This is a genomic window from Marinobacterium stanieri, from assembly GCF_900155945.1.
Lineage (GTDB): Bacteria > Pseudomonadota > Gammaproteobacteria > Pseudomonadales > Balneatricaceae > Marinobacterium > Marinobacterium stanieri.
Genome location: NZ_FTMN01000011.1, coordinates 93414 through 112521 on the forward strand (window position 1 = coordinate 93414; position 19108 = coordinate 112521).

At 54.9% G+C, this 19108-nt stretch carries 15 protein-coding genes; 11 read left to right on the forward strand and 4 right to left on the reverse strand.

What is annotated here, in order from left to right; translation table 11 throughout:
- Positions 1–49: 49 nt before the first annotated feature.
- The 3 genes from glyQ to BW956_RS19585 all read left to right on the forward strand — a co-directional run bounded on the left by glyQ (position 50) and on the right by BW956_RS19585 (position 3908).
- Positions 50–1015, forward strand: coding sequence for a glycine--tRNA ligase subunit alpha (gene glyQ, locus BW956_RS19575; RefSeq protein ID WP_076465589.1), 966 nt, complete (start codon positions 50–52; stop codon positions 1013–1015).
- 2 nt (positions 1016–1017) lie between these two features.
- Positions 1018–3066, forward strand: a complete 2049-nt coding sequence (glyS, locus tag BW956_RS19580; protein WP_076465592.1) for a glycine--tRNA ligase subunit beta — start codon at positions 1018–1020, stop codon at positions 3064–3066.
- A 266-nt stretch (positions 3067–3332) separates the two neighbouring features.
- Entirely contained in the window at positions 3333–3908 is a 576-nt protein-coding gene (locus tag BW956_RS19585) for a glutathione S-transferase family protein (RefSeq protein ID WP_076465594.1), read from the forward strand.
- Positions 3909–3968: 60 nt separating this feature from the next.
- On the opposite strand, the gene gyrB is transcribed toward BW956_RS19585, so the two are convergent.
- From gyrB to dnaA, 4 genes are read right to left on the reverse strand one after another with little or no spacing between them, the layout of a single operon-like run.
- A complete protein-coding gene (gyrB, locus tag BW956_RS19590; RefSeq protein WP_076465597.1) occupies positions 3969–6389 on the reverse strand; it encodes a DNA topoisomerase (ATP-hydrolyzing) subunit B in 2421 nt (806 codons plus the stop codon).
- On the reverse strand, positions 6386–7495 hold the full coding sequence (gene recF, locus BW956_RS19595) for a DNA replication/repair protein RecF (RefSeq protein ID WP_076465600.1): 1110 nt from the start codon (positions 7493–7495) through the stop codon (positions 6386–6388). Before recF ends, gyrB begins: the two co-directional genes overlap by 4 nt.
- Positions 7496–7543: 48 nt before the next feature.
- Positions 7544–8650 (reverse strand): DNA polymerase III subunit beta, encoded by a 1107-nt coding sequence (dnaN, locus tag BW956_RS19600; RefSeq protein WP_010324468.1) that lies wholly within the window; start codon positions 8648–8650, stop codon positions 7544–7546.
- Positions 8651–8680: 30 nt separating this feature from the next.
- Complete coding sequence (dnaA, locus tag BW956_RS19605) at positions 8681–10324, reverse strand: chromosomal replication initiator protein DnaA (protein ID WP_076465603.1); 1644 nt, start codon at positions 10322–10324, stop codon at positions 8681–8683.
- Between the two features lie 460 nt (positions 10325–10784).
- Between dnaA and rpmH the strand changes: the two genes are divergently transcribed.
- The 8 genes from rpmH to rsmG all read left to right on the forward strand — a co-directional run bounded on the left by rpmH (position 10785) and on the right by rsmG (position 19108).
- Positions 10785–10919 carry a 50S ribosomal protein L34 gene (gene rpmH, locus BW956_RS19610; protein ID WP_010324470.1) on the forward strand — a complete coding sequence of 45 codons (135 nt, stop codon included), beginning with the start codon at positions 10785–10787 and terminating at the stop codon, positions 10917–10919.
- Between the two features lie 37 nt (positions 10920–10956).
- Positions 10957–11325, forward strand: a complete 369-nt coding sequence (gene rnpA, locus BW956_RS19615; protein ID WP_010324471.1) for a ribonuclease P protein component — start codon at positions 10957–10959, stop codon at positions 11323–11325.
- An 18-nt stretch (positions 11326–11343) separates the two neighbouring features.
- Positions 11344–13017 (forward strand): membrane protein insertase YidC, encoded by a 1674-nt coding sequence (gene yidC, locus BW956_RS19620; protein WP_076465606.1) that lies wholly within the window; start codon positions 11344–11346, stop codon positions 13015–13017.
- Positions 13018–13088: 71 nt separating this feature from the next.
- Positions 13089–14456 carry a tRNA uridine-5-carboxymethylaminomethyl(34) synthesis GTPase MnmE gene (gene mnmE, locus BW956_RS19625; RefSeq protein ID WP_076465609.1) on the forward strand — a complete coding sequence of 456 codons (1368 nt, stop codon included), beginning with the start codon at positions 13089–13091 and terminating at the stop codon, positions 14454–14456.
- Between the two features lie 127 nt (positions 14457–14583).
- On the forward strand, positions 14584–15150 hold the full coding sequence (locus tag BW956_RS19630; protein WP_076465611.1) for a cytochrome b: 567 nt from the start codon (positions 14584–14586) through the stop codon (positions 15148–15150).
- A 3-nt stretch (positions 15151–15153) separates the two neighbouring features.
- Positions 15154–15732, forward strand: a complete 579-nt coding sequence (locus BW956_RS19635) for a YceI family protein (protein ID WP_076465614.1) — start codon at positions 15154–15156, stop codon at positions 15730–15732.
- Positions 15733–16580: 848 nt separating this feature from the next.
- A complete protein-coding gene (mnmG, locus tag BW956_RS19640; RefSeq protein WP_076465616.1) occupies positions 16581–18485 on the forward strand; it encodes a tRNA uridine-5-carboxymethylaminomethyl(34) synthesis enzyme MnmG in 1905 nt (634 codons plus the stop codon).
- Complete coding sequence (gene rsmG, locus BW956_RS19645) at positions 18485–19108, forward strand: 16S rRNA (guanine(527)-N(7))-methyltransferase RsmG (RefSeq protein WP_076465620.1); 624 nt, start codon at positions 18485–18487, stop codon at positions 19106–19108. Before mnmG ends, rsmG begins: the two co-directional genes overlap by 1 nt.

Genomic DNA, 19108 nt, shown 5'->3' on the forward strand with positions numbered 1-19108 from the left:
CTCCAAATCATGTATAATTCGGCTCCTATTTCGACCACATTCAACAGCAATGGTGATTTCTGTGACTGACAAGGTGACTCCAGACGTTAGCACATTCCAGGGACTGATCCTGGCCCTGCAACAATACTGGGCCGAACAGGGCTGTGTCATCGTGCAGCCACTGGACCTGGAGGTAGGTGCAGGGACCTTCCACCCGGCAACTTTCCTGCGGGCAATCGGACCCGAGACCTGGCGCTCGGCCTACGTGCAGCCCAGCCGCCGTCCGACCGATGGCCGCTACGGCGACAACCCCAACCGCCTGCAGCATTATTACCAGTTCCAGACTGTACTCAAGCCTTCACCCGACAACATTCAGGAACTGTACCTGGGCTCGCTTGAGCGGCTGGGCATCGACCTGTCCGTGCACGACGTGCGCTTCGTAGAAGATAACTGGGAATCCCCGACACTGGGTGCCTGGGGACTGGGCTGGGAAGTCTGGCTCAACGGCATGGAGGTGACTCAGTTCACCTACTTCCAGCAAGCAGGTGGTCTTGAGTGCTACCCGGTGACCGGTGAAATCACCTACGGTCTGGAGCGTATCGCCATGTACCTGCAGGGCGTCGACAGCATCTATGACCTGATCTGGACCCGCTACCCGGATGGCAGCGTTGTTACCTATGGCGATGTTTTCCACCAGAATGAAGTGGAAATGTCGACCTACAACTTCGAACACGCTGATGTACCGGCACTGTTCGGCAGCTTTGACCACTACGAGTCCGAGTGCCAGAAACTGCTGAAAGCCGGCCTGCCGTTGCCGGCCTACGAGATGGTGCTGAAGGCGTCACACACGTTCAACCTGCTGGACGCCCGCCACGCCATTTCCGTTACTGAACGCCAGCGCTACATCCTGCGTGTCCGCACTCTGGCGCGTGAAGTAGCCCACGCCTATTTCGAAGCCCGTCGCAAGCTCGGCTTCCCCCAGGCACCTGAAGCGATCCGTGCCGAAGTCCTGGCTGCCTGTGAGGAGGAGAAGTAATCATGTCACAACACGATTTTCTGGTTGAGCTGGGCACAGAAGAACTGCCTCCCAAAGCACTGCCAACCCTGTCCGCTGCCTTTATGAATGGCATCACCGCGGGCCTGGATGCTGCCGGCATCAAGTATACCGAGGCCAAGCCTTATGCCAGCCCGCGCCGCCTGGCTGTACTGATCACCAATATCGATGCTCAGCAGCCTGATCGCGCCATCGAAAAACGTGGTCCCGCTACCCAGGCCCCCGAGAAGGCGGTTCAGGGCTTTGCCGGTTCCTGTGGCGTCAGCGCCGACCAGCTGGAAGTCATGGAAACACCCAAGGGCAATTACTATGTCTACCGTGGCGTGGAAGCAGGGCAGAGCACTGCGTCTCTGTTGCCGGGTATCATTTCAGAATCCCTGAACAAACTGCCGATTCCCAAGCGCATGCGCTGGGGCGCGTCTCGCACCGAATTCGTTCGTCCGGTCAAATGGCTGTGCATGCTGCTGGGTGACGAAGTGGTTGAAGCCGAAGTACTGGGCCTGAAAGCCGGTCGCAAGACCCGTGGTCACCGCTTCCACTATAACCATGATATTGAGCTGATGGCCCCCGCTGACTATGCCCAGGTACTGAAAAATACCGGCAAGGTTCTGGCGGATTTTGCCGAGCGCCGTGAACTGATCCGTGAGCAAGTTAAACGTGAAGGCGAACGCCTTGGTGGCATCGCACAGATTGATGAAGACCTGCTGGACGAAGTGACCGCGCTGAATGAATGGCCCGTTGCTCTGACCGGCCGCTTTGAAGAGCGCTTCCTGGAAGTGCCGGCGGAAGCCCTGATCTCTTCAATGAAAGAGCATCAGAAATATTTCCACGCGCTGGATAAAGACGGCAAGCTGATGCCATTCTTTATCACCCTGGCCAATATTGAATCCAAGGATCCGCAGCAGGTCATCGAGGGTAACGAAAAGGTTATTCGTCCTCGCCTGGCTGATGCGCTGTTCTTCTTTGAGACCGACAAGAAGCACCCGCTGGCTAACCGTATTGAGAAGCTCAAAAGCGTGGTTTTCCAGCAGCAGCTGGGTACCGTTTTTGACAAGACTCAGCGTATCGAAAACCTGAGTGCAGCCATTGCTGAACTGATCGAAGGCGATGCCGATATGGCTCGTCGCTCCGCCCAGCTGAGCAAGTGCGACCTCATGACCGACATGGTGTTCGAATTCACCGACCTCCAGGGCCTCATGGGTTACCACTATGCGCTGCATGATGGTGAAGCTGAAGAAGTCGCGCTGGCCCTGAACGAGCAGTACATGCCACGCTTTGCCGGCGATGAACTGCCCACTACCAAGTCCGGTATCGCACTGGCTATCGCTGATCGTCTGGACACACTGACCGGCCTGTTCGGTATTAACCAGCCACCAACAGGCTCAAAAGACCCGTTCGCACTGCGTCGTGCCGCTCTGGGTGTGCTGCGCATTATTGTTGAGCACAAACTGGATCTGGATCTGCACCAGCTGCTTAGCATCGCTGCTGAACAGCACGGCGACTTACCGGGTAGCGAAGGCCTGGCCGACCGCGTGTTGGACTTCATGCTGGAGCGTTTCCGTGCCTGGTATGAAGATCGTGAGATCAGTGCTGAGACTTTCCTATCTGTTCACGCACTGCGCCCGACCAGCCCGCTGGACTTTGACCGTCGCGTTCAAGCCGTGAGCCACTTCCGCAACTTGGCAGAAGCAAACTCCCTGGCTGCCGCCAATAAGCGTGTAAGCAACATTCTCAGCAAGCAGCAGGCTGACGTGGCTGCCGATATTGATGAGTCCCTGCTGTCGGAAGATGCCGAGAAGGCACTGGCAACTGCCATTACCAATATCGAGTCTGAAATTCAGCCGCTGTGCGAGCAGGGTGACTACCGCTCGACACTGGAGAAACTTGCATCCTTGCGCGCGCCTATCGACAGTTTCTTCGATAACGTCATGGTTATGGCTGATGATGCAGCTGTGCGTGCCAATCGCTTGGCTCTATTGAAACGTCTGCGCCGTCTATTCCTGGGTGTTGCTGATATTTCTCTGCTTGGCTAAATAAAGCACCAGTTCCGGCTAATCTAAAGCCCCGTGCTCCTTTATGGACGCGGGGCTTTTTTGTTTCACGTGAAACACACCCCCTGTCTTTGTCTCCCGCTCATAATCCAATTGATAGATGTTTCACGTGGAACATTGTTCGATATATTCCAAAAGCATGATCGCTGAGATCGTATTTACCTATTATTCCAACCCGAACGACTGACCTATACTCGAAGCTACAAAGTAATATGTTTCACGTGAAACAAACCCAGAAGGACAAAGCAATGGAACTGATAGGATCGAGTACATCACCGCTCGTGAGACGCATACGGATACTGTTGGCAAACACACCACATACCTATACAGAACTCGACATCTATGCAGGTGGGCGCAACGCCCTGGCACAGCAAACACCGATCATGAAAATTCCGGTATTGGTTGATAAGGGTATGCACCTCTATGACTCCCGAGTCATAGCACGTTATCTGCAACAGGAACACGGATTGGGAAGGGCGCTCAGCTGGGAGGAAGAGAACCAGCTCACGCTCATAGACGGCGCCCTGGACTCGCTGGTCGTGCTATTGCTGAGCCAACGATCAGGGCTGGATACAGAAGCTGATGCCATGTATTACAGGCTACAGAAGGAACGAATCAGCAGCACCTTGAGTGCACTGGAAGAAAGCCTGAATCAGGGGCAATTTTCAGAATGGGATTACCCGGGTATCTGCCTGTACTCTTTGGTCGACTGGGCCAGCTTCCGCGAGCTGATCGAACTGAACGACTACCCGCAACTACAACAGTTTCGTGAACGCTTCTGTGGCAGAGATGAAGTCCTGGCCACAGACCCAAGGAGCGCCTGAACGATAGACACAAAAAAGCCGCTCAAGTGAGCGGCTTTTCGGTATGGCATCCAACGAGCATCAGATATCCAGATTGGATACGTTCAACGCATTCGACTCGATGAAGTTGCGACGCGGCTCAACTTCATCACCCATCAGGGTGGTGAACAGCTGATCAGCAGCAATCGCATCATCAATGGATACCTGCAGCATACGGCGGGCATCAGGATCCATGGTGGTTTCCCACAGCTGATCCGGATTCATTTCACCCAGACCCTTATAGCGCTGTACCGCATTGCCGCGACGCGACTGGTCCAGCAGCCAGAGAATACCCTGGCCGAGTTCGGTCAGGCTGAAGCGACGTTCACCACGCTGAAGGAAGGCGCCATCATCCAGCAAGGACTGAAGCTCAGAGCCCAGCTCAACAATGGTGGCATAGTCACGTGAACGGAACAGCTCGACATCCAGCACATAGTCAGTGTCCACGCCATGCTGAACAATCTTCACTTCCGGCAAGAAAAGACTGTGTTCACGGTCTTCGCGCAGGGTGCAGGAGTAACGTTCGCCGCCATCAACATAGTTGGCCAAAGCATCACAAAGCTTGGCAGACCAGGCTTCAACTGTTTCCTTCACCGCCAGGTCTTCAAGGCTAAGCGTCGGCAGATAGAGCAGGCGCTTGAGCACTTCCAGCGGATAGACGCGACTCAGTCGCTGGCAGATACGCTCAACCTTGCGGTAGCGGGTAATCAGGGACTCAAGAGCTGCACCGGAGATAGCCGGTGAGTCTTCACCCGGGTACAGGCTGGTACCGTCCAGCGCACCTTGCAGCAGATGGTTATCCAGCGCCTCGTCGTCCTTGAGGTACTGTTCCTGCTTGCCTTTCTTGATCTTGTACAGAGGCGGCTGAGCGATGTAGATATGACCGCGCTCGATCAGCTCCGGCATCTGACGGAAGAAGAAGGTCAACAGCAGGGTACGGATGTGAGAACCGTCAACGTCGGCATCGGTCATGATGATGATGCGATGATAGCGCAGCTTATCCGGGTTGAACTCCTCACGACCAATACCACAGCCCAATGCCGTAATCAGCGTACCGACTTCGGCAGAGGTCAGCATCTTGTCAAAGCGGGCTTTCTCGACGTTCAGGATCTTACCCTTGAGCGGCAGGATGGCCTGGGTACGACGATCACGACCCTGCTTGGCGGAACCACCCGCAGAGTCACCCTCCACCAGGTAAAGTTCAGACAGTGCCGGATCCTTTTCCTGACAATCCGCCAGCTTACCCGGCAGACCCGCCACATCCAGCGCACCTTTACGGCGTGTCATTTCACGCGCCTTGCGCGCCGCTTCACGGGCACGGGCGGCATCAATCATCTTCTGAACAACAGCCTTGGCGTCCTGAGGGTTCTCCAACAAGTACTCATTGAGGAACTGCCCCATCATCTGCTCAACCGCCGTTTTCACCTCAGAGGAGACCAGCTTATCCTTGGTCTGAGAGGAGAACTTGGGATCAGGCACCTTAACCGAAATGATCGCGGTAAGGCCTTCACGGCTGTCGTCACCACTGGTGCTGACCTTGCCGGTCTTGTTTAGCTGTTCAGATTCAATGTAGTTGTTCAGGCAACGTGTCAATGCGGTACGGAAACCGGACAGGTGCGTACCACCGTCACGCTGCGGGATGTTATTGGCGAAGCAGTGCAAACTTTCCTGGAAGCTGTCATTCCACTGCATGGACACTTCAACACCGACGCCGTTTTCATGCATGGCGTTGAAGTGGAAAATCTTGTTGACCGGTGACTTGTTCTGGTTGAGGAACTCAACAAACGCAGCCAGACCACCTTCGTATTCGAACACTTCCTCGCGACCGGAGCGCTCGTCCTTCAGACGGATACGCACACCGGAATTAAGGAAGGAAAGCTCACGCAGGCGCTTGGCCAGAATATCGTACTGGAACTGGATATTCGTGAACGTCTCTTCAGACGGCTTGAAGCGTACGATAGTACCGGTCAGATCGGTTTCACCCACAATCTTCAGCGGCTCTTCAGGCACACCGTGATGATAGATCTGCTCGTGGACCTGGCCAGCACGACGAATGGTCAGTTTGAGGTCTGAAGAAAGGGCGTTTACAACAGAAACACCCACGCCGTGCAGACCACCGGATACCTTGTAGGTATTGTCATCGAACTTGCCGCCGGCATGCAGCACCGTCATGATGACTTCAGCCGCTGACACACCTTCTTCTTCGTGAATGTCGGTCGGGATACCACGGCCATTATCGGAAACCGTAATGCTTTCATCCGGGTGGATGATCACCCCGATTTCAGAGCAGTGGCCCGCCAGCGCTTCGTCGATACCGTTATCAACAAGCTCAAACACCATATGGTGCAGGCCGCTGCCATCATCCGTATCGCCGATATACATACCCGGGCGTTTACGGACGGCATCCAGCCCCTTCAGTACCTTGATACTGGACGAGTCGTAATCTTGGTTTTCACCACTCATTCTTGATCTCCTGGCGCACCCCTGTGCGTTAACGTACCGGACTCCACCCTGAACAGCGCAACATCCGTCTCCGGCTGCCAGATCCTGCTCAGGTAGGCGGGATCCACGCAGGTAATGAAGCACTGGTTGGCGCTCGCCTGCAGGAATTCACAAAACTGCCGACAGTGACGCTCATCGAGCTCTGACGGCAGGTCATCGATCAGATAAATACAGGCGCGGTTACTCAAACGGTGAAACAGCGCGCCCTGGGCCAGCCTGAACGCACTGACCACCAATTTTTTCTGTCCGCGGGAAAGGCGATCAGCGGCATTAAGTGTACCGACCTTGAATCTGAGGTCGGCCCGCTGAGGGCCCAAACTGGTAAAGCCCTGACGCAAATCGCGCTCGAAGCTGTCATGCAGCAGCGCTTCAAGCCCCTTGCCTTGATCCCAGCCCGGACTGAACAGAAGACGAACTTCGATACCCTGCAGGAGGGCACCTAACGCCGCTTCAAAATCCGGTTTGAGCTGGTCAATATAGGCTTGCCGCAATGCCGTCATTTGCTCGGCATATTGAATAAATTCAGCGTCCCAAACCCGCCTGACGCGAGGGTCAATTTTACCACATTTCAGCAGTGAATTCCGCTGCTTAAGCGCACGTTTAAAGCCGCGCCACTGGTGGATGAAAGCGGGGTCAGCATGGAAAGCACCCCAGTCCAGAAACTGCCTGCGCACACCGGGTGAGCCATCCAGCAGATCAAAGGTGTCACTGTTGATCACCTGGATCGGCAGCAGCTCGGCCAGGTCGGTAGCCCCCAAAGAGCTGCCGGCATAACGGGCACGCACCTGTCCGTCCAGATGACGCTCAACGCCGAGTGGTTTGGCCTGACCAGTCGCCAGAGGATCTGCCTGAGCAAATACCAACGCCTGCTCCTGCCCCTCACTGACCAGATGCTTGAACTGGCTGTTACGAAAAGAGCGGGTCAAACCCAGAAAATGAATCGCCTCCAGTACACTGGTTTTGCCACTGCCGTTTTCACCATAGAGGATATTGATCCGACTCAACGGCGACAGGCTGACATCATCCAGGTTGCGGACGTGCTGAATCTTGAGTTGCTTGAGGGGCATGAAGAGGGGGATAGAAGCCCCTTGATCGGCAAGGGGCCCCTGAGAGCATTACATGCGCATGGGCATGACGACGTAGAGTGCATCAGGCTCATCATAACCCTGGATAAGGGCACTGCTGTTGGAGTCCAGCAGAGTGAAGCGCACTACATCGGAGTTAAGGATCGACAGCACATCCAGCAGGTAGTTGACGTTGAAGCCAATCTCCAGCGGACCACCCTGATAATCCACGGCAACAGTCTCTTCCGCTTCTTCCTGTTCAGGGTTATTGGCCATTACCTGCAGGTAGCCGTTGTTCAGTGTCAGGCGCACGCCGCGGTATTTCTCATTGGAGAGGATGGCAATACGACTGAATACCTGACGCAGCTCCTGACGGTCACCCAGAAGCTCCTTGTCACCATTGCGCGGAATCACGCGTTGGTAGTCCGGGAACTTGCCGTCGACCAGTTTGGAGGTGAAGGTAAAGTCTCCTACATTGGCCCGGATATGGTTTGCACCGATCACCAGGCGCACATGCTCGTCGCCGCCCTGCAGCAAACGCGCCAGCTCCAGGATGCCCTTGCGCGGAACGATAATCTGCTGCTGTGACGCCGTATCGGTCTGCACGGTGTTGACGGCAGTAGCCAGACGATGACCGTCCGTAGCCACGCTGCGCAGCTCACCATCCTTCACTTCCAGCAGCATGCCGTTGAGGTAATAGCGAACGTCCTGCTGAGCCATGGAAAAACCGGTCTGCTCGATCAGGCGACGCAGGGCCGACTGAGGCAATTCCAGCTCAAAGGTTTCCGGGCTGTCTTCCACATTGGGGAATTCATGTGCCGGCAGTGTGGACAGACTGAAGCGGCTGCGACCTGACTTGATCATCATTTTCTGACCAGACAGCTCAAGTTCGATACGCGCATCGTCAGCCAGTGACTTACAGATGTCCATCAGCTTGCGTGCCGGTACGGTGACCGAGCCGGCTTCGGCAACGGGCTCATCCAGCTGCACACGGCCGACCAGTTCCACTTCCAGATCGGTGCCGGTCAGTGCCAGTTGCTCACCTTCTGCGACCAACAGGATGTTGGACAGCACCGGCAGAGTCTGACGGCGTTCCACAACACCAGCTACCAGCTGCAGTGGTTTGATGAGCGCTTCGCGAGATATAACAAGTCTCATGATTCGGGCTACCCTGTTCAGGTCCTTTCACTACGCCGTCAGATGACGCAGCAGGTTTTTGTAATCTTCAGCAATATCGGTATCGGTTTCGCGCAATTCCTTGATCTTGCGACAGGCATGCAACACCGTCGTATGATCGCGCCCCCCGAAAGCGTTGCCGATCTCCGGCAAGCTGTGGTTGGTCAGCTCCTTCGCCAGGCTCATGGCCATCTGGCGAGGACGCGCTACCGAACGACTGCGTCGCTTGGACAGCAGGTCGGCGACCTTAATCTTGTAGTAATCCGCCACAACCCGTTGAATGTTATCAATACTAACCTGTTTATCCTGTAACGCCAGCAGGTCCTTCAGCGATTCCTTAATAAAGGGCGTATTAATGGCATTCCCGGTAAAGTGGGCGTTGGCGATGACGCGTTTCAGCGCGCCCTCAAGCTCACGCACATTGGAGCGAATTTTCTGCGCCAGGAAGAAGGCAGCATCATCCGGCAGGTTGACCTGGGCTTCCTGCGCCTTTTTCATCAGAATCGCAACACGGGTCTCAAGCTCAGGCGGCTCAATGGCAACCGTGAGGCCCCAGCCGAAACGTGACTTAAGACGCTCTTCAACACCGCTGATCTCTTTCGGATAGCGGTCACTGGTGAGAATCATCTGCTGACCGCCTTCCAGCAGGGCGTTGAAGGTATGGAAGAACTCCTCCTGCGAACGCTCCTTGCCGGCAAAGAACTGGATATCATCGATCAGCAGCGCATCAACGGAACGGTAATAACGTTTGAAATCGTTGATTGCATTGAGCTGCAACGCCTTCACCATATCGGCTACGAAGCGCTCGGAGTGCAGATAGACGATTCGAGCATTGGGATTACGCTTGAGCATCTCGGTACCCACCGCATGCATCAAGTGCGTTTTACCCAGGCCCACACCACCATAGATGAATAGCGGGTTGTAAGAACCGCCCGGGTTGTCCGCGACCTGCTGTGCAGCTGCAAGCGCCAGCTGGTTGGACTTACCCTGAACAAACGACTCAAAGGTGAACATGGGATTGAGATTGGACTGATGGCGAACACCGCCTTCAACCTCAACCCGACGACCGCCCGGTGCACTGACAGGGTGTTCCGGCGCCGTTTCAAACTGGTCAAAGAAGCCCATTTGCGGCGTTGCATCATCTGCAGACGCAGGCTCAACCGCCGGTCCCTGACCAGCAAATGATGGCACAGGAGGTTCTGCTGGCGCGGACATCTGCTCGGCGGCCGGCATGACCGGGGCAGGTGCCTGGGTCGTTTGCAGGCTGTCGTTATGGTTCAACACCGTATCCGGAACCGGTGAGGGGGCGGGGCGCTGGGGTGCAGGAGCCGGCGCAGGCTGCATATCAGCCGTGCGCTGCTGACGCATACGCGACATACCCGTACGAGCCCGTGGCGCAGCGGCAGAGCTGCCACCGGAAACTTCCAGTCGCACTTCAGTATTCATGCTGCCGGTCACTTCACAGACGGCCTGTTGAATGCGGGCAAGAAACTTGTCGGCCACCCAGTCACGCACAAACCGGTTGGGCGCCATCAGCACCAGCTCGGACGCCGAGCAGGTTCCGGCCTGCAACGGTCTGATCCAGGTGTTGAATTGCTGGGACGGGAACTCCTGTTGCAGCGAGTTCAAGCACTGTTCCCAAAGGTCAACCGACATCCATTAAGCTCCCAAGCGTAAAGCCTGCCACCAATATGCGCGCAGTAAAAATGCTACTGCCAGCATTCTACCTGCTGAAGCAACGGTTATCCACAATACTCGGATATTTTTTTATGCCCCTCTGAATAACTTTATTCGAGGTATGAAAAAACAGCCAAAAAAGCCCCAAAAAGGGCAAAAATCAGGTTTAAAACAGCTTCTCCTCATGGTTATCAACACGCTAACATGTATGTTTTGAAAAGATATTTATTAATTACTAACAGAAATCACTGATCTAAGTAGGCTTTTTACTCTCCGACTCCCCGAATACCTAACCCGGGCCTGAAAGCCGGAATTTCTTTGCCTCAAGGCCAAAAAGTGTTTGCAAGATAACCAGTAATTCCTTAGAATTTCGCGTCTTGATTTTTTACCCGTGGATATCAGCCACCTCACGTACATCAGTGTAAGTAGGACTGAGGCAATGAAAAGAACATTCCAACCCAGCGTTCTGAAACGCAAACGTACTCACGGTTTCCGTGCTCGCATGGCCACCAAAAATGGTCGTCAGGTTCTGAACCGTCGTCGTGCAAAAGGTCGTAAGCGTCTGTCTGCCTAATATCAGACTTTGCATCTGCATAAGGTCGCATGACTGAATGACCGATTTCCGATATCCCCGCCGGCTACGTCTGTTAACCGGCGGGGATTTCAAGCGCGTGTTTGATCGTGCTGACGTTAAAGTACCAGACCAGCGCCTGCTGATACTGGCCCGCCCCAACAATCTGGGTCATCCCCGGATTGGCTTCGTCATATCCAAGAAAAATGTCCGTCGGGCGGTGCAACGTAACCGTGTTCGGCGTATCATTCGCGAATCCTTTCGCCTGCACCAGCATCAACTTCCGGCACTGGACATGATCATTCTCGCCCGCAAGGGTCTGGATGAACTCGACAATGCGGATGTGCATGCAATGATCAGGCGGTGCTGGACCCGCGCCGGCAAAAAAGCCCGAAAGCTCACACAATAAACTGATGGTTCTACCACCATGGATGTACAGCGAGTCATTTTGATCGCCGCTCTGGCACTGGTCTCCTACCTGATGGTGCTGCAGTGGAATGAAGATTACGGCCCCGCACAGCAACCCCAGCAGCAACAGACGGCCACTGTTTCAGCGTATGGCGACAGCAATAGTCAGCCTGTTTCTGAACTGCCCCTGGCTTCTGATGCAAACCAGGATGCCGACGTACCGGTCAGCGGTCAGGAGGCAGTTGCCACACCTGTCGACAGCAACAAGCTGATCTCTGTTCGTACCGATGTACTCGAACTGCTGATCGACCCCAAGGGTGGCGATGTTATTCACGCCGCACTGCCTGAGCACGAGTCAGCACTGAGTTCCGGTCAATCCTTTGTCCTGCTTGAGCAGAACGCCAACCGTACCTATGTCGCCCAGAGCGGCCTGGTGGGTCAGGATGGTCCGGATGCCAACAGCGAAGGTCGCCCGGTCTACACCAGTGCCCAGTCGGAATACACCCTGGAAGGTGACAGCCTCACTGTTGATCTGAACTTGAACACTGAGACGGGTGTACAGATCACCAAGCGCTTTATATTCCAGCAGGGCCAGTATGATGTAGCTGTCGAATACCTGGTGAACAACACCGGTGCAGAGCCCTTCGATGCCGTACTCTTTGGCCAGATCAAACGTGATGGCACTGCAGACCCGTCCCAGCAGACCTCCATGGGCATGCAGTCCTACCTGGGTGCAGTCTTCTCCACAGCCGAGAACAACTATCAGAAGGTTGATTTTGGTGACATGGATGAAGAGCGCTTCAAGGCAACCAGCCCTGATGGCTGGGTTGCCATGGTGCAGCACTACTTCCTGAGTGCCTGGATTCCGGCACCGGGTGCCGAGTACACCTACCAGTCACGCAAGATCAATGGCCAGTACCTGGTCGGCTTCCTGTCGCCGAGCTTTACCGTTGCTCCGGGCCAGGAACAGACGGTTTCCGCGACTTTCTATGCCGGTCCCAAAGACGTGGACCAGCTGGAGCAGATCGCACCGAACCTGGAGCTGACGATCGATTACGGCTGGCTCTGGTGGATTGCATCACCGCTGTACATGCTGCTGAAGTGGATCCACTCGGTAGTTGGCAACTGGGGTCTGGCGATCATTGGTATCACTATCCTGGTGAAAGCGGCCCTGTTCCACCTGAACGCCAAGGCGTTCAAGTCCATGGCCAAGATGCGCAAGTTCGCACCTGAGATGACACGCCTGAAAGAGCTGTACGGCGACGACCGTCAGAAGATGTCTCAGGAAATGATGAAGCTTTACCAGAAGGAGAAGATCAATCCTCTGGGTGGCTGTCTGCCGATCCTGGTACAGATGCCGGTGTTCATCGCGCTGTACTGGGTACTGATGGAATCCGTCGAACTGCGTCACGCGCCTTTCTTCGGCTACATTCAGGACTTGTCGCAGATGGACCCGTACTTCATTCTGCCGATTCTGATGGGTGCGACCATGTTCATCCAGCAGATGCTGAACCCGACACCGCCTGACCCCATGCAGGCCAAGATGATGAAGATGCTGCCCATTATCTTCACATTCTTCTTCCTGTGGTTCCCGGCAGGTCTGGTTCTGTACTGGCTGGTCAACAATATGCTGTCCATTGCCCAGCAGTGGGTGATCAACAAGCAGATCGAATCCGGCGAAGCCAAAGACTAACGTCTGCTTCCACAGTAGAATAAAAAGGCTCCTTCGGGAGCCTTTTTGCGTTCAAGCGTCAGGAGACCCGCATGCTCGGCACACAACAGGACACCATTGCAGCCCAGGCGACCCCACCCGGACGTGGCGGTGTCGGTATTATCCGCCTGTCAGGCCCGGAAGCTCTGACTCTGGCCGAACAGTTGCTGGGCTTCACCCCCAAGCCACGTCATGCTCATTACACTCCCTTTTTGGGCGAAGATGGAGAGGAGCTGGACCAGGGCATAGCACTCTACTTCCCGAACCCGCACTCCTTTACCGGTGAAGATGTGGTCGAACTGCAGGGACATGGCGGCCCGGTGATCATTGACCTGTTACTTCAGCGCGTAATCAAGCTGGGCGCACGTCTGGCACGACCGGGCGAATTTTCCGAGCGCGCCTTCCTTAATGACAAACTCGACCTGGCCCAGGCTGAGGCGATTGCCGACCTGATCGACAGCTCATCGGAGCAGGCTGCACGCTGTGCCTTACGCTCACTTCAAGGAGCGTTTTCCGAGCGTGTACATGCGCTGGTGGAATCACTGATCCAATTGCGTATCTATGTGGAAGCGGCCATCGACTTCCCCGAAGAGGAGATCGACTTCCTGGCCGACGGCAAGGTTCAGAATGATCTGGACCAAATTCTGAACCATTTGCAGACCGTACGTCAGGAAGCACGCCAGGGCAGCCTGCTGCGTGAAGGCATGAATGTGGTGATTGCCGGCCGCCCAAATGCCGGCAAATCAAGCCTGCTCAATGCGCTGGCCGGGCGTGAAACCGCTATCGTGACGGATATCGAAGGCACCACCCGCGATGTGCTGCGCGAACATATCCACATTGATGGCATGCCGTTGCATATCATCGATACCGCCGGCCTCAGGGATGCACCTGATGCCGTGGAACGCATAGGTATTGATCGCGCCTGGGAGGAGATTCGCAAAGCCGACCGCATCCTGATGATGGTCGACAGCACCCAATCTGCCACCACCAATCCGGCGGAGCTCTGGCCTGAGCTGGCCGATCACCTGGATGACTTCAGTCACGTCACGCTCATCCGTAACAAGGCAGATCTGACCGGGGAAAGCATCGGGCTTGAGCAGCAGGGCGAATACACCCTGATCCGGCTCAGCGCCAAAGGCGGTGACGGCGTCGACCAACTGCGCCAGCACTTGAAGGAAGTCATGGGGTTCAGCAGCACGACAGAAGGCGGCTTCATGGCACGTCGTCGTCATATCGATGCACTTGAGCGCGCACGCGAGCTGCTGGAGACAGGATCTGAACAATTACAAATGCACGGAGCCGGTGAGCTGTTGGCAGAAGATCTGCGTCAGGCTCAGCAGGTACTCAGCGAAATCACTGGCGAATTCACCTCCGATGATCTCCTGGGCAGGATCTTCAGTTCTTTCTGTATTGGTAAATAAGTAATTCGAATAACCACCCCTTATTAAAGACTAATATCGAATATATTGATCATTTTGGTCAAATTACTCTGATTCATCTCCTCCAAACAGGCTGCCACAATAAGCCTATTAAATTGGAGGAGACCCCATGCAGCTGAACAACCACACATCATCCTATGGCTGGATCGCCATTTTCATACACTGGGGTATGGCGATTACACTCATTGGCCTCGCTATTGTCGGACTCTGGATGGTGGATCTGGGCTATTACAGCCCCTGGTATCAGGTCGCACCCTTTTGGCATAAAAGCATCGGTCTCCTGCTGATCCCGCTGCTCCTGTTCCGTTTTTACTGGCGCTGGCGCCAGCCCACACCCGCAGCCCCCAAAGGTCATAGCCAGTGGGAGCGAGTGATGGCGGGCATGACACACACCCTTCTTTACGCACTGCTGGCCGTGATTCTGGTCAGTGGTTACCTGATTTCCACCGCCAAGGGCGAAGGCATCAGCCTGTTCGGCTGGTTTGAGGTGCCTGCCATCATCAGCGGCATCGAAGGCCAGGCCGATCTTGCCGGCAAGGTGCATTATTGGGCCGCCATCAGCATGCTGGCTCTTGCGGCACTTCACGCCCTGGGCGCAGTCAAACATCACCTGATTGACCGGGATACCACTTTGGTTCGCATGCTTAAACCTTCATCACCGACATACGAGGATTAATCTATGAAAAAAACTCTGGGCTCCATCGTTCTGGGCGCATCTCTGGCACTGACAGGTATATCGGCACAGGCTGCTGATTACGCCATCGACACTCAGGGCCAGCATGCTTTCATCAACTTCAAGATCAGCCACCTGGGTTTCAGCTGGCTGTACGGACGTTTCAACGATTTCGAAGGTACCTTCAGCTGGGACGCGGAAGCCCCCGAAGCCAGCCGCATCAGCGTCAATATTGATCCTGCCAGTGTTGATTCCGACCACGCCGAGCGTGATAAGCACCTGCGCAGCGGTGACTTCCTGGATGTCGATGCATACCCGGAAGCCAGCTTTGTATCCACCGGTGTCGAAGCGCTGGATAATGGTCGTCTGGCCGTTACCGGTGACCTCACTCTGCACGGCGTAACCAAGGAAGTGGTTATCGATGCTGCGGTCGTCGGCGAGGGTAATGACCCCTGGGGTAACTACCGCGCCGGTTTTGAAGGCACCACCAAGATCCGTCTGGCCGATTTTGGCATCAATGCACAGTTGGGCCCCAAGTCTGAAGAAGTCTTCCTGACCCTCAGTGTTGAAGGCATTCGCCAGTAACTGTCAGCCTCCCTGCCTGCGGCCGCTCCAGCGGCCGCAACTTACCCACAGCTCATTTTACGCCCGCCTGAAATTTTTTTCACTTTCCACAGGCCAATTTTCAACCCACTCAAGTGTATAAATACCAATCAATGATTGAGTTCAACGACTTGCACAGCTGTTGAAAAGTACACTACTCACATACATACCCACATACAAAAGACCTACAACGCACTGATTTTGCTGGTGTTTTCAGGATACGCCTGCTTTCATGGGAACTTTATTAACAACGAACGCTTGTCTGCCGCTGACAGGTTATACACTTCATTCACAGACTTACGCACATAGGGGACCACAGATTTTCTGTATTAAATTTTGCATTCCAGAAGGATATCCATAAGATATGAGGTGCTTATCCAAAGCTGATTCACAGTGTTGTGCAATCAAAATGTTATGCACAAGAGGCTGAAGATTTGCTGTGATACTGACCGGTGAATAACTGTGATCAGGTTCGGGACAGTTTTACCCTGTGCATAAACAGCCATTCTGCCCACAAGCTGTCCTCAGCACACAACCAGCTCCAGGGGATTCGGACAACAGGGTTTGGATCGCTATAAGATGATGATTTATAAAGAAAAATCACAGATATCCCGAAAAAATGCTGTCGCCATACATAACAAACAATAACAATCTTCTTTAAATATATATTCTCTCTTCTTTCTATATATAAGGAGAGAAAGGTCAAACAGGGCCAGATAGGGTCTGATTAAATTTTGACCATTTCTTAACGCTTCCCGGAACGCTATACTTGTCATCCTTTTCTCCGGCCATACACGGCCAGCTCTAACCTGTAATCTGTGAGGCCTTCAGTGGACTACCCTGACCGCTTTGATGTGATCGTGATTGGTGGCGGACATGCCGGCACCGAAGCTGCTTTGGCAGCCGCCCGCATCGGTGCCAAAACGCTGCTGTTAACCCATAACATCGAGACGCTGGGACAGATGTCCTGCAATCCGGCAATTGGTGGCATCGGCAAAAGTCATCTGGTGAAAGAGATTGATGCTCTGGATGGCGCCATGGCGCGTGCAACGGATCGAGGTGGTATTCAATTCAGGGTACTGAACGCGCGTAAGGGACCAGCGGTACGTGCAACCCGTGCTCAGGCAGACAGGGTCTTGTACAAGGCAGCGGTGCGCTCGATTCTGGAAAATCAGGTCAACCTGCAGATTTTTCAGCAGGCAGCCGATGACCTGATCATGGATGGCGAACAGGTTGCTGGGGTTGTCACCCAGACCGGTATCCGTTTCCATGCCAAATCAGTGGTACTGACCGCAGGAACATTCCTCGGGGGTGTCATCCATATCGGTCTGGATAATCATGATGGTGGCCGTGCCGGGGACCCGCCATCCATTCGTCTGGCACAGCGCCTACGTGAAATGCCATTTCGTGTAGACCGACTTAAAACGGGAACACCGCCACGTATTGATGCGCGCAGTGTTGATTTCTCGGTCATGGAAGCACAGCCCGGTGATACGCCAACACCGGTAATGTCGTTCATGGGCAGCCAGGACGAACACCCGCAGCAGGTGAACTGTTTCATCACCTACACCAACAATCGCACCCATGACATCATCCGCAACGGCCTCGATCGTTCGCCCATGTATACCGGTGTGATTGAGGGCATAGGCCCGCGTTACTGCCCGTCGATTGAAGACAAGATCAACCGTTTTGCCGACAAGGATCGCCACCAGGTGTTTGTCGAGCCGGAAGGTCTGACCACCCATGAGCTTTACCCCAACGGTATCTCCACCAGCCTGCCCTTTGATGTACAGATGGAACTGGTGCGATCGATCACAGGGTTTGAGCAGGCCCATATTACGCGCCCGGGTTACGCCATTGAGTATGACTTCTTCAATCCTCAGGATTTGAAGCACACGCTGGAAACCCGTCATGTACCGGGTCTCTTCTTTGCCGGCCAGATCAACGGCACCACAGGCTATGAAGAGGCGGGTGCCCAGGGTTTGCTGGCCGGTTACAACGCAGCGGCTCGCTCACTGGAGCGCGACAGCTGGTATCCGCGCCGTGATGAAGCCTACATCGGTGTCATGGTGGATGACCTGATAACCCACGGTACCTCCGAGCCCTATCGCATGTTCACCAGCCGTGCGGAATACCGTTTGATCCTGCGCGAAGACAATGCTGATCTGCGCCTCACCGAGAAGGGCCGTCAGCTCGGTCTGGTGGGTGACCAGCGCTGGGCGCGTTTCGAGGCCAAGCGCGAGGCGATGGAGCAGGAGTTACAGCGCCTGCGCAGCACCTGGGTTCACCCGGCTACACCTGAAGCGGAACAGCTGGATAGCAAACTGAAAACTCCGTTGGGACGCGAATACAACCTGGCTGACCTGATCAAGCGCCCCGAGTTGGGCTACGCCGATGTGGCGAGTCTGAAAGGCGAGGCGGTTGAGGATGTTCAGGCAGCTGAACAGGTCGAAATCCAGCTCAAGTATTCCGGCTACATCGATCGCCAGAAAGATGAGATCGACCAGATGCGCCGCCAGGAAAATACGCCGCTGCCGGACGATTTTGACTATGAGCAGGTGAGTGGCCTGTCCAACGAGCTGAAGGCAAAGCTGATGCAGCAGCGTCCGGCCACTCTGGCACAGGCCTCAAGAATCCAGGGGATGACCCCGGCAGCCATTTCCCTGTTGCTGGTATACCTCAAGAAACGCCATATGAAAAAGGCAGTCGCTTCACAGGAGCAGGTGGCGCGTTAATGCAGGAATATCGTGAACTTTTGCTGCAGGGCATCAAGCCGCTGCAGATTGAACTGACCGACACCCAAATCGACCAATTGCTGGCCTACCATGGTCTGCTGGTGAAATGGAACAAGGCCTACAACCTGACCGCGGTCAGGGATCCGGCGGCCATGATTGGACGCCATCTGATCGACAGCCTCAGTGTCCTGCCCTGGATCGGCGAAGGGCGCTTGCTGGATGTGGGCAGTGGTCCCGGCTTGCCCGGCATTCCGCTGGCCATCTGCCGACCGGACCTGCAGGTGACAACACTGGACAGCAACGGCAAAAAGACTCGTTTCCAGGTGCAGGTCAAGGCAGAACTGGGGCTGGATAACCTTCAGGTCATCAATGGCCGTGTTGAAGCGGTTGAAGAGCCGCCGTTTGACATGGTGATCTCCCGCGCCTTCGCATCCTTGCAGGATATGCTCGATCTGAGTGGCCATCTGTGTGCGCCCTCAGGTGTTTTTCTTGCCATGAAAGGGCTGTATCCTGATTCCGAAATCGAACAGATTCCATCAGGGTATACCCTCAAGGAAAGCCACCGGCTTGAGCTGCCGGTCAGCGACGGCGAGCGGCACCTGCTGGTTCTAGGGAGCGTATAA

Bases quoted from the DNA above. Each gene is read 5' to 3' on its own strand.
- recF (WP_076465600.1), bottom strand. From the start codon at position 7,495: ATGCCCCTCAAGCAACTCAAGATTCAGCACGTCCGCAACCTGGATGAT.
- BW956_RS19635 (WP_076465614.1), top strand. From the start codon at position 15,154: ATGAAAAAAACTCTGGGCTCCATCGTTCTGGGCGCATCTCTGGCACTG.
- rpmH (WP_010324470.1), top strand. From the start codon at position 10,785: ATGAAAAGAACATTCCAACCCAGCGTTCTGAAACGCAAACGTACTCAC.
- glyQ (WP_076465589.1), top strand. From the start codon at position 50: ATGGTGATTTCTGTGACTGACAAGGTGACTCCAGACGTTAGCACATTC.
- dnaN (WP_010324468.1), bottom strand. From the start codon at position 8,650: ATGAGACTTGTTATATCTCGCGAAGCGCTCATCAAACCACTGCAGCTG.
- mnmE (WP_076465609.1), top strand. From the start codon at position 13,089: ATGCTCGGCACACAACAGGACACCATTGCAGCCCAGGCGACCCCACCC.
- gyrB (WP_076465597.1), bottom strand. From the start codon at position 6,389: ATGAGTGGTGAAAACCAAGATTACGACTCGTCCAGTATCAAGGTACTG.
- dnaA (WP_076465603.1), bottom strand. From the start codon at position 10,324: ATGTCGGTTGACCTTTGGGAACAGTGCTTGAACTCGCTGCAACAGGAG.
- yidC (WP_076465606.1), top strand. From the start codon at position 11,344: ATGGATGTACAGCGAGTCATTTTGATCGCCGCTCTGGCACTGGTCTCC.
- rsmG (WP_076465620.1), top strand. From the start codon at position 18,485: ATGCAGGAATATCGTGAACTTTTGCTGCAGGGCATCAAGCCGCTGCAG.
- glyS (WP_076465592.1), top strand. From the start codon at position 1,018: ATGTCACAACACGATTTTCTGGTTGAGCTGGGCACAGAAGAACTGCCT.
- BW956_RS19585 (WP_076465594.1), top strand. From the start codon at position 3,333: ATGGAACTGATAGGATCGAGTACATCACCGCTCGTGAGACGCATACGG.
- BW956_RS19630 (WP_076465611.1), top strand. From the start codon at position 14,584: ATGCAGCTGAACAACCACACATCATCCTATGGCTGGATCGCCATTTTC.
- rnpA (WP_010324471.1), top strand. From the start codon at position 10,957: ATGACCGATTTCCGATATCCCCGCCGGCTACGTCTGTTAACCGGCGGG.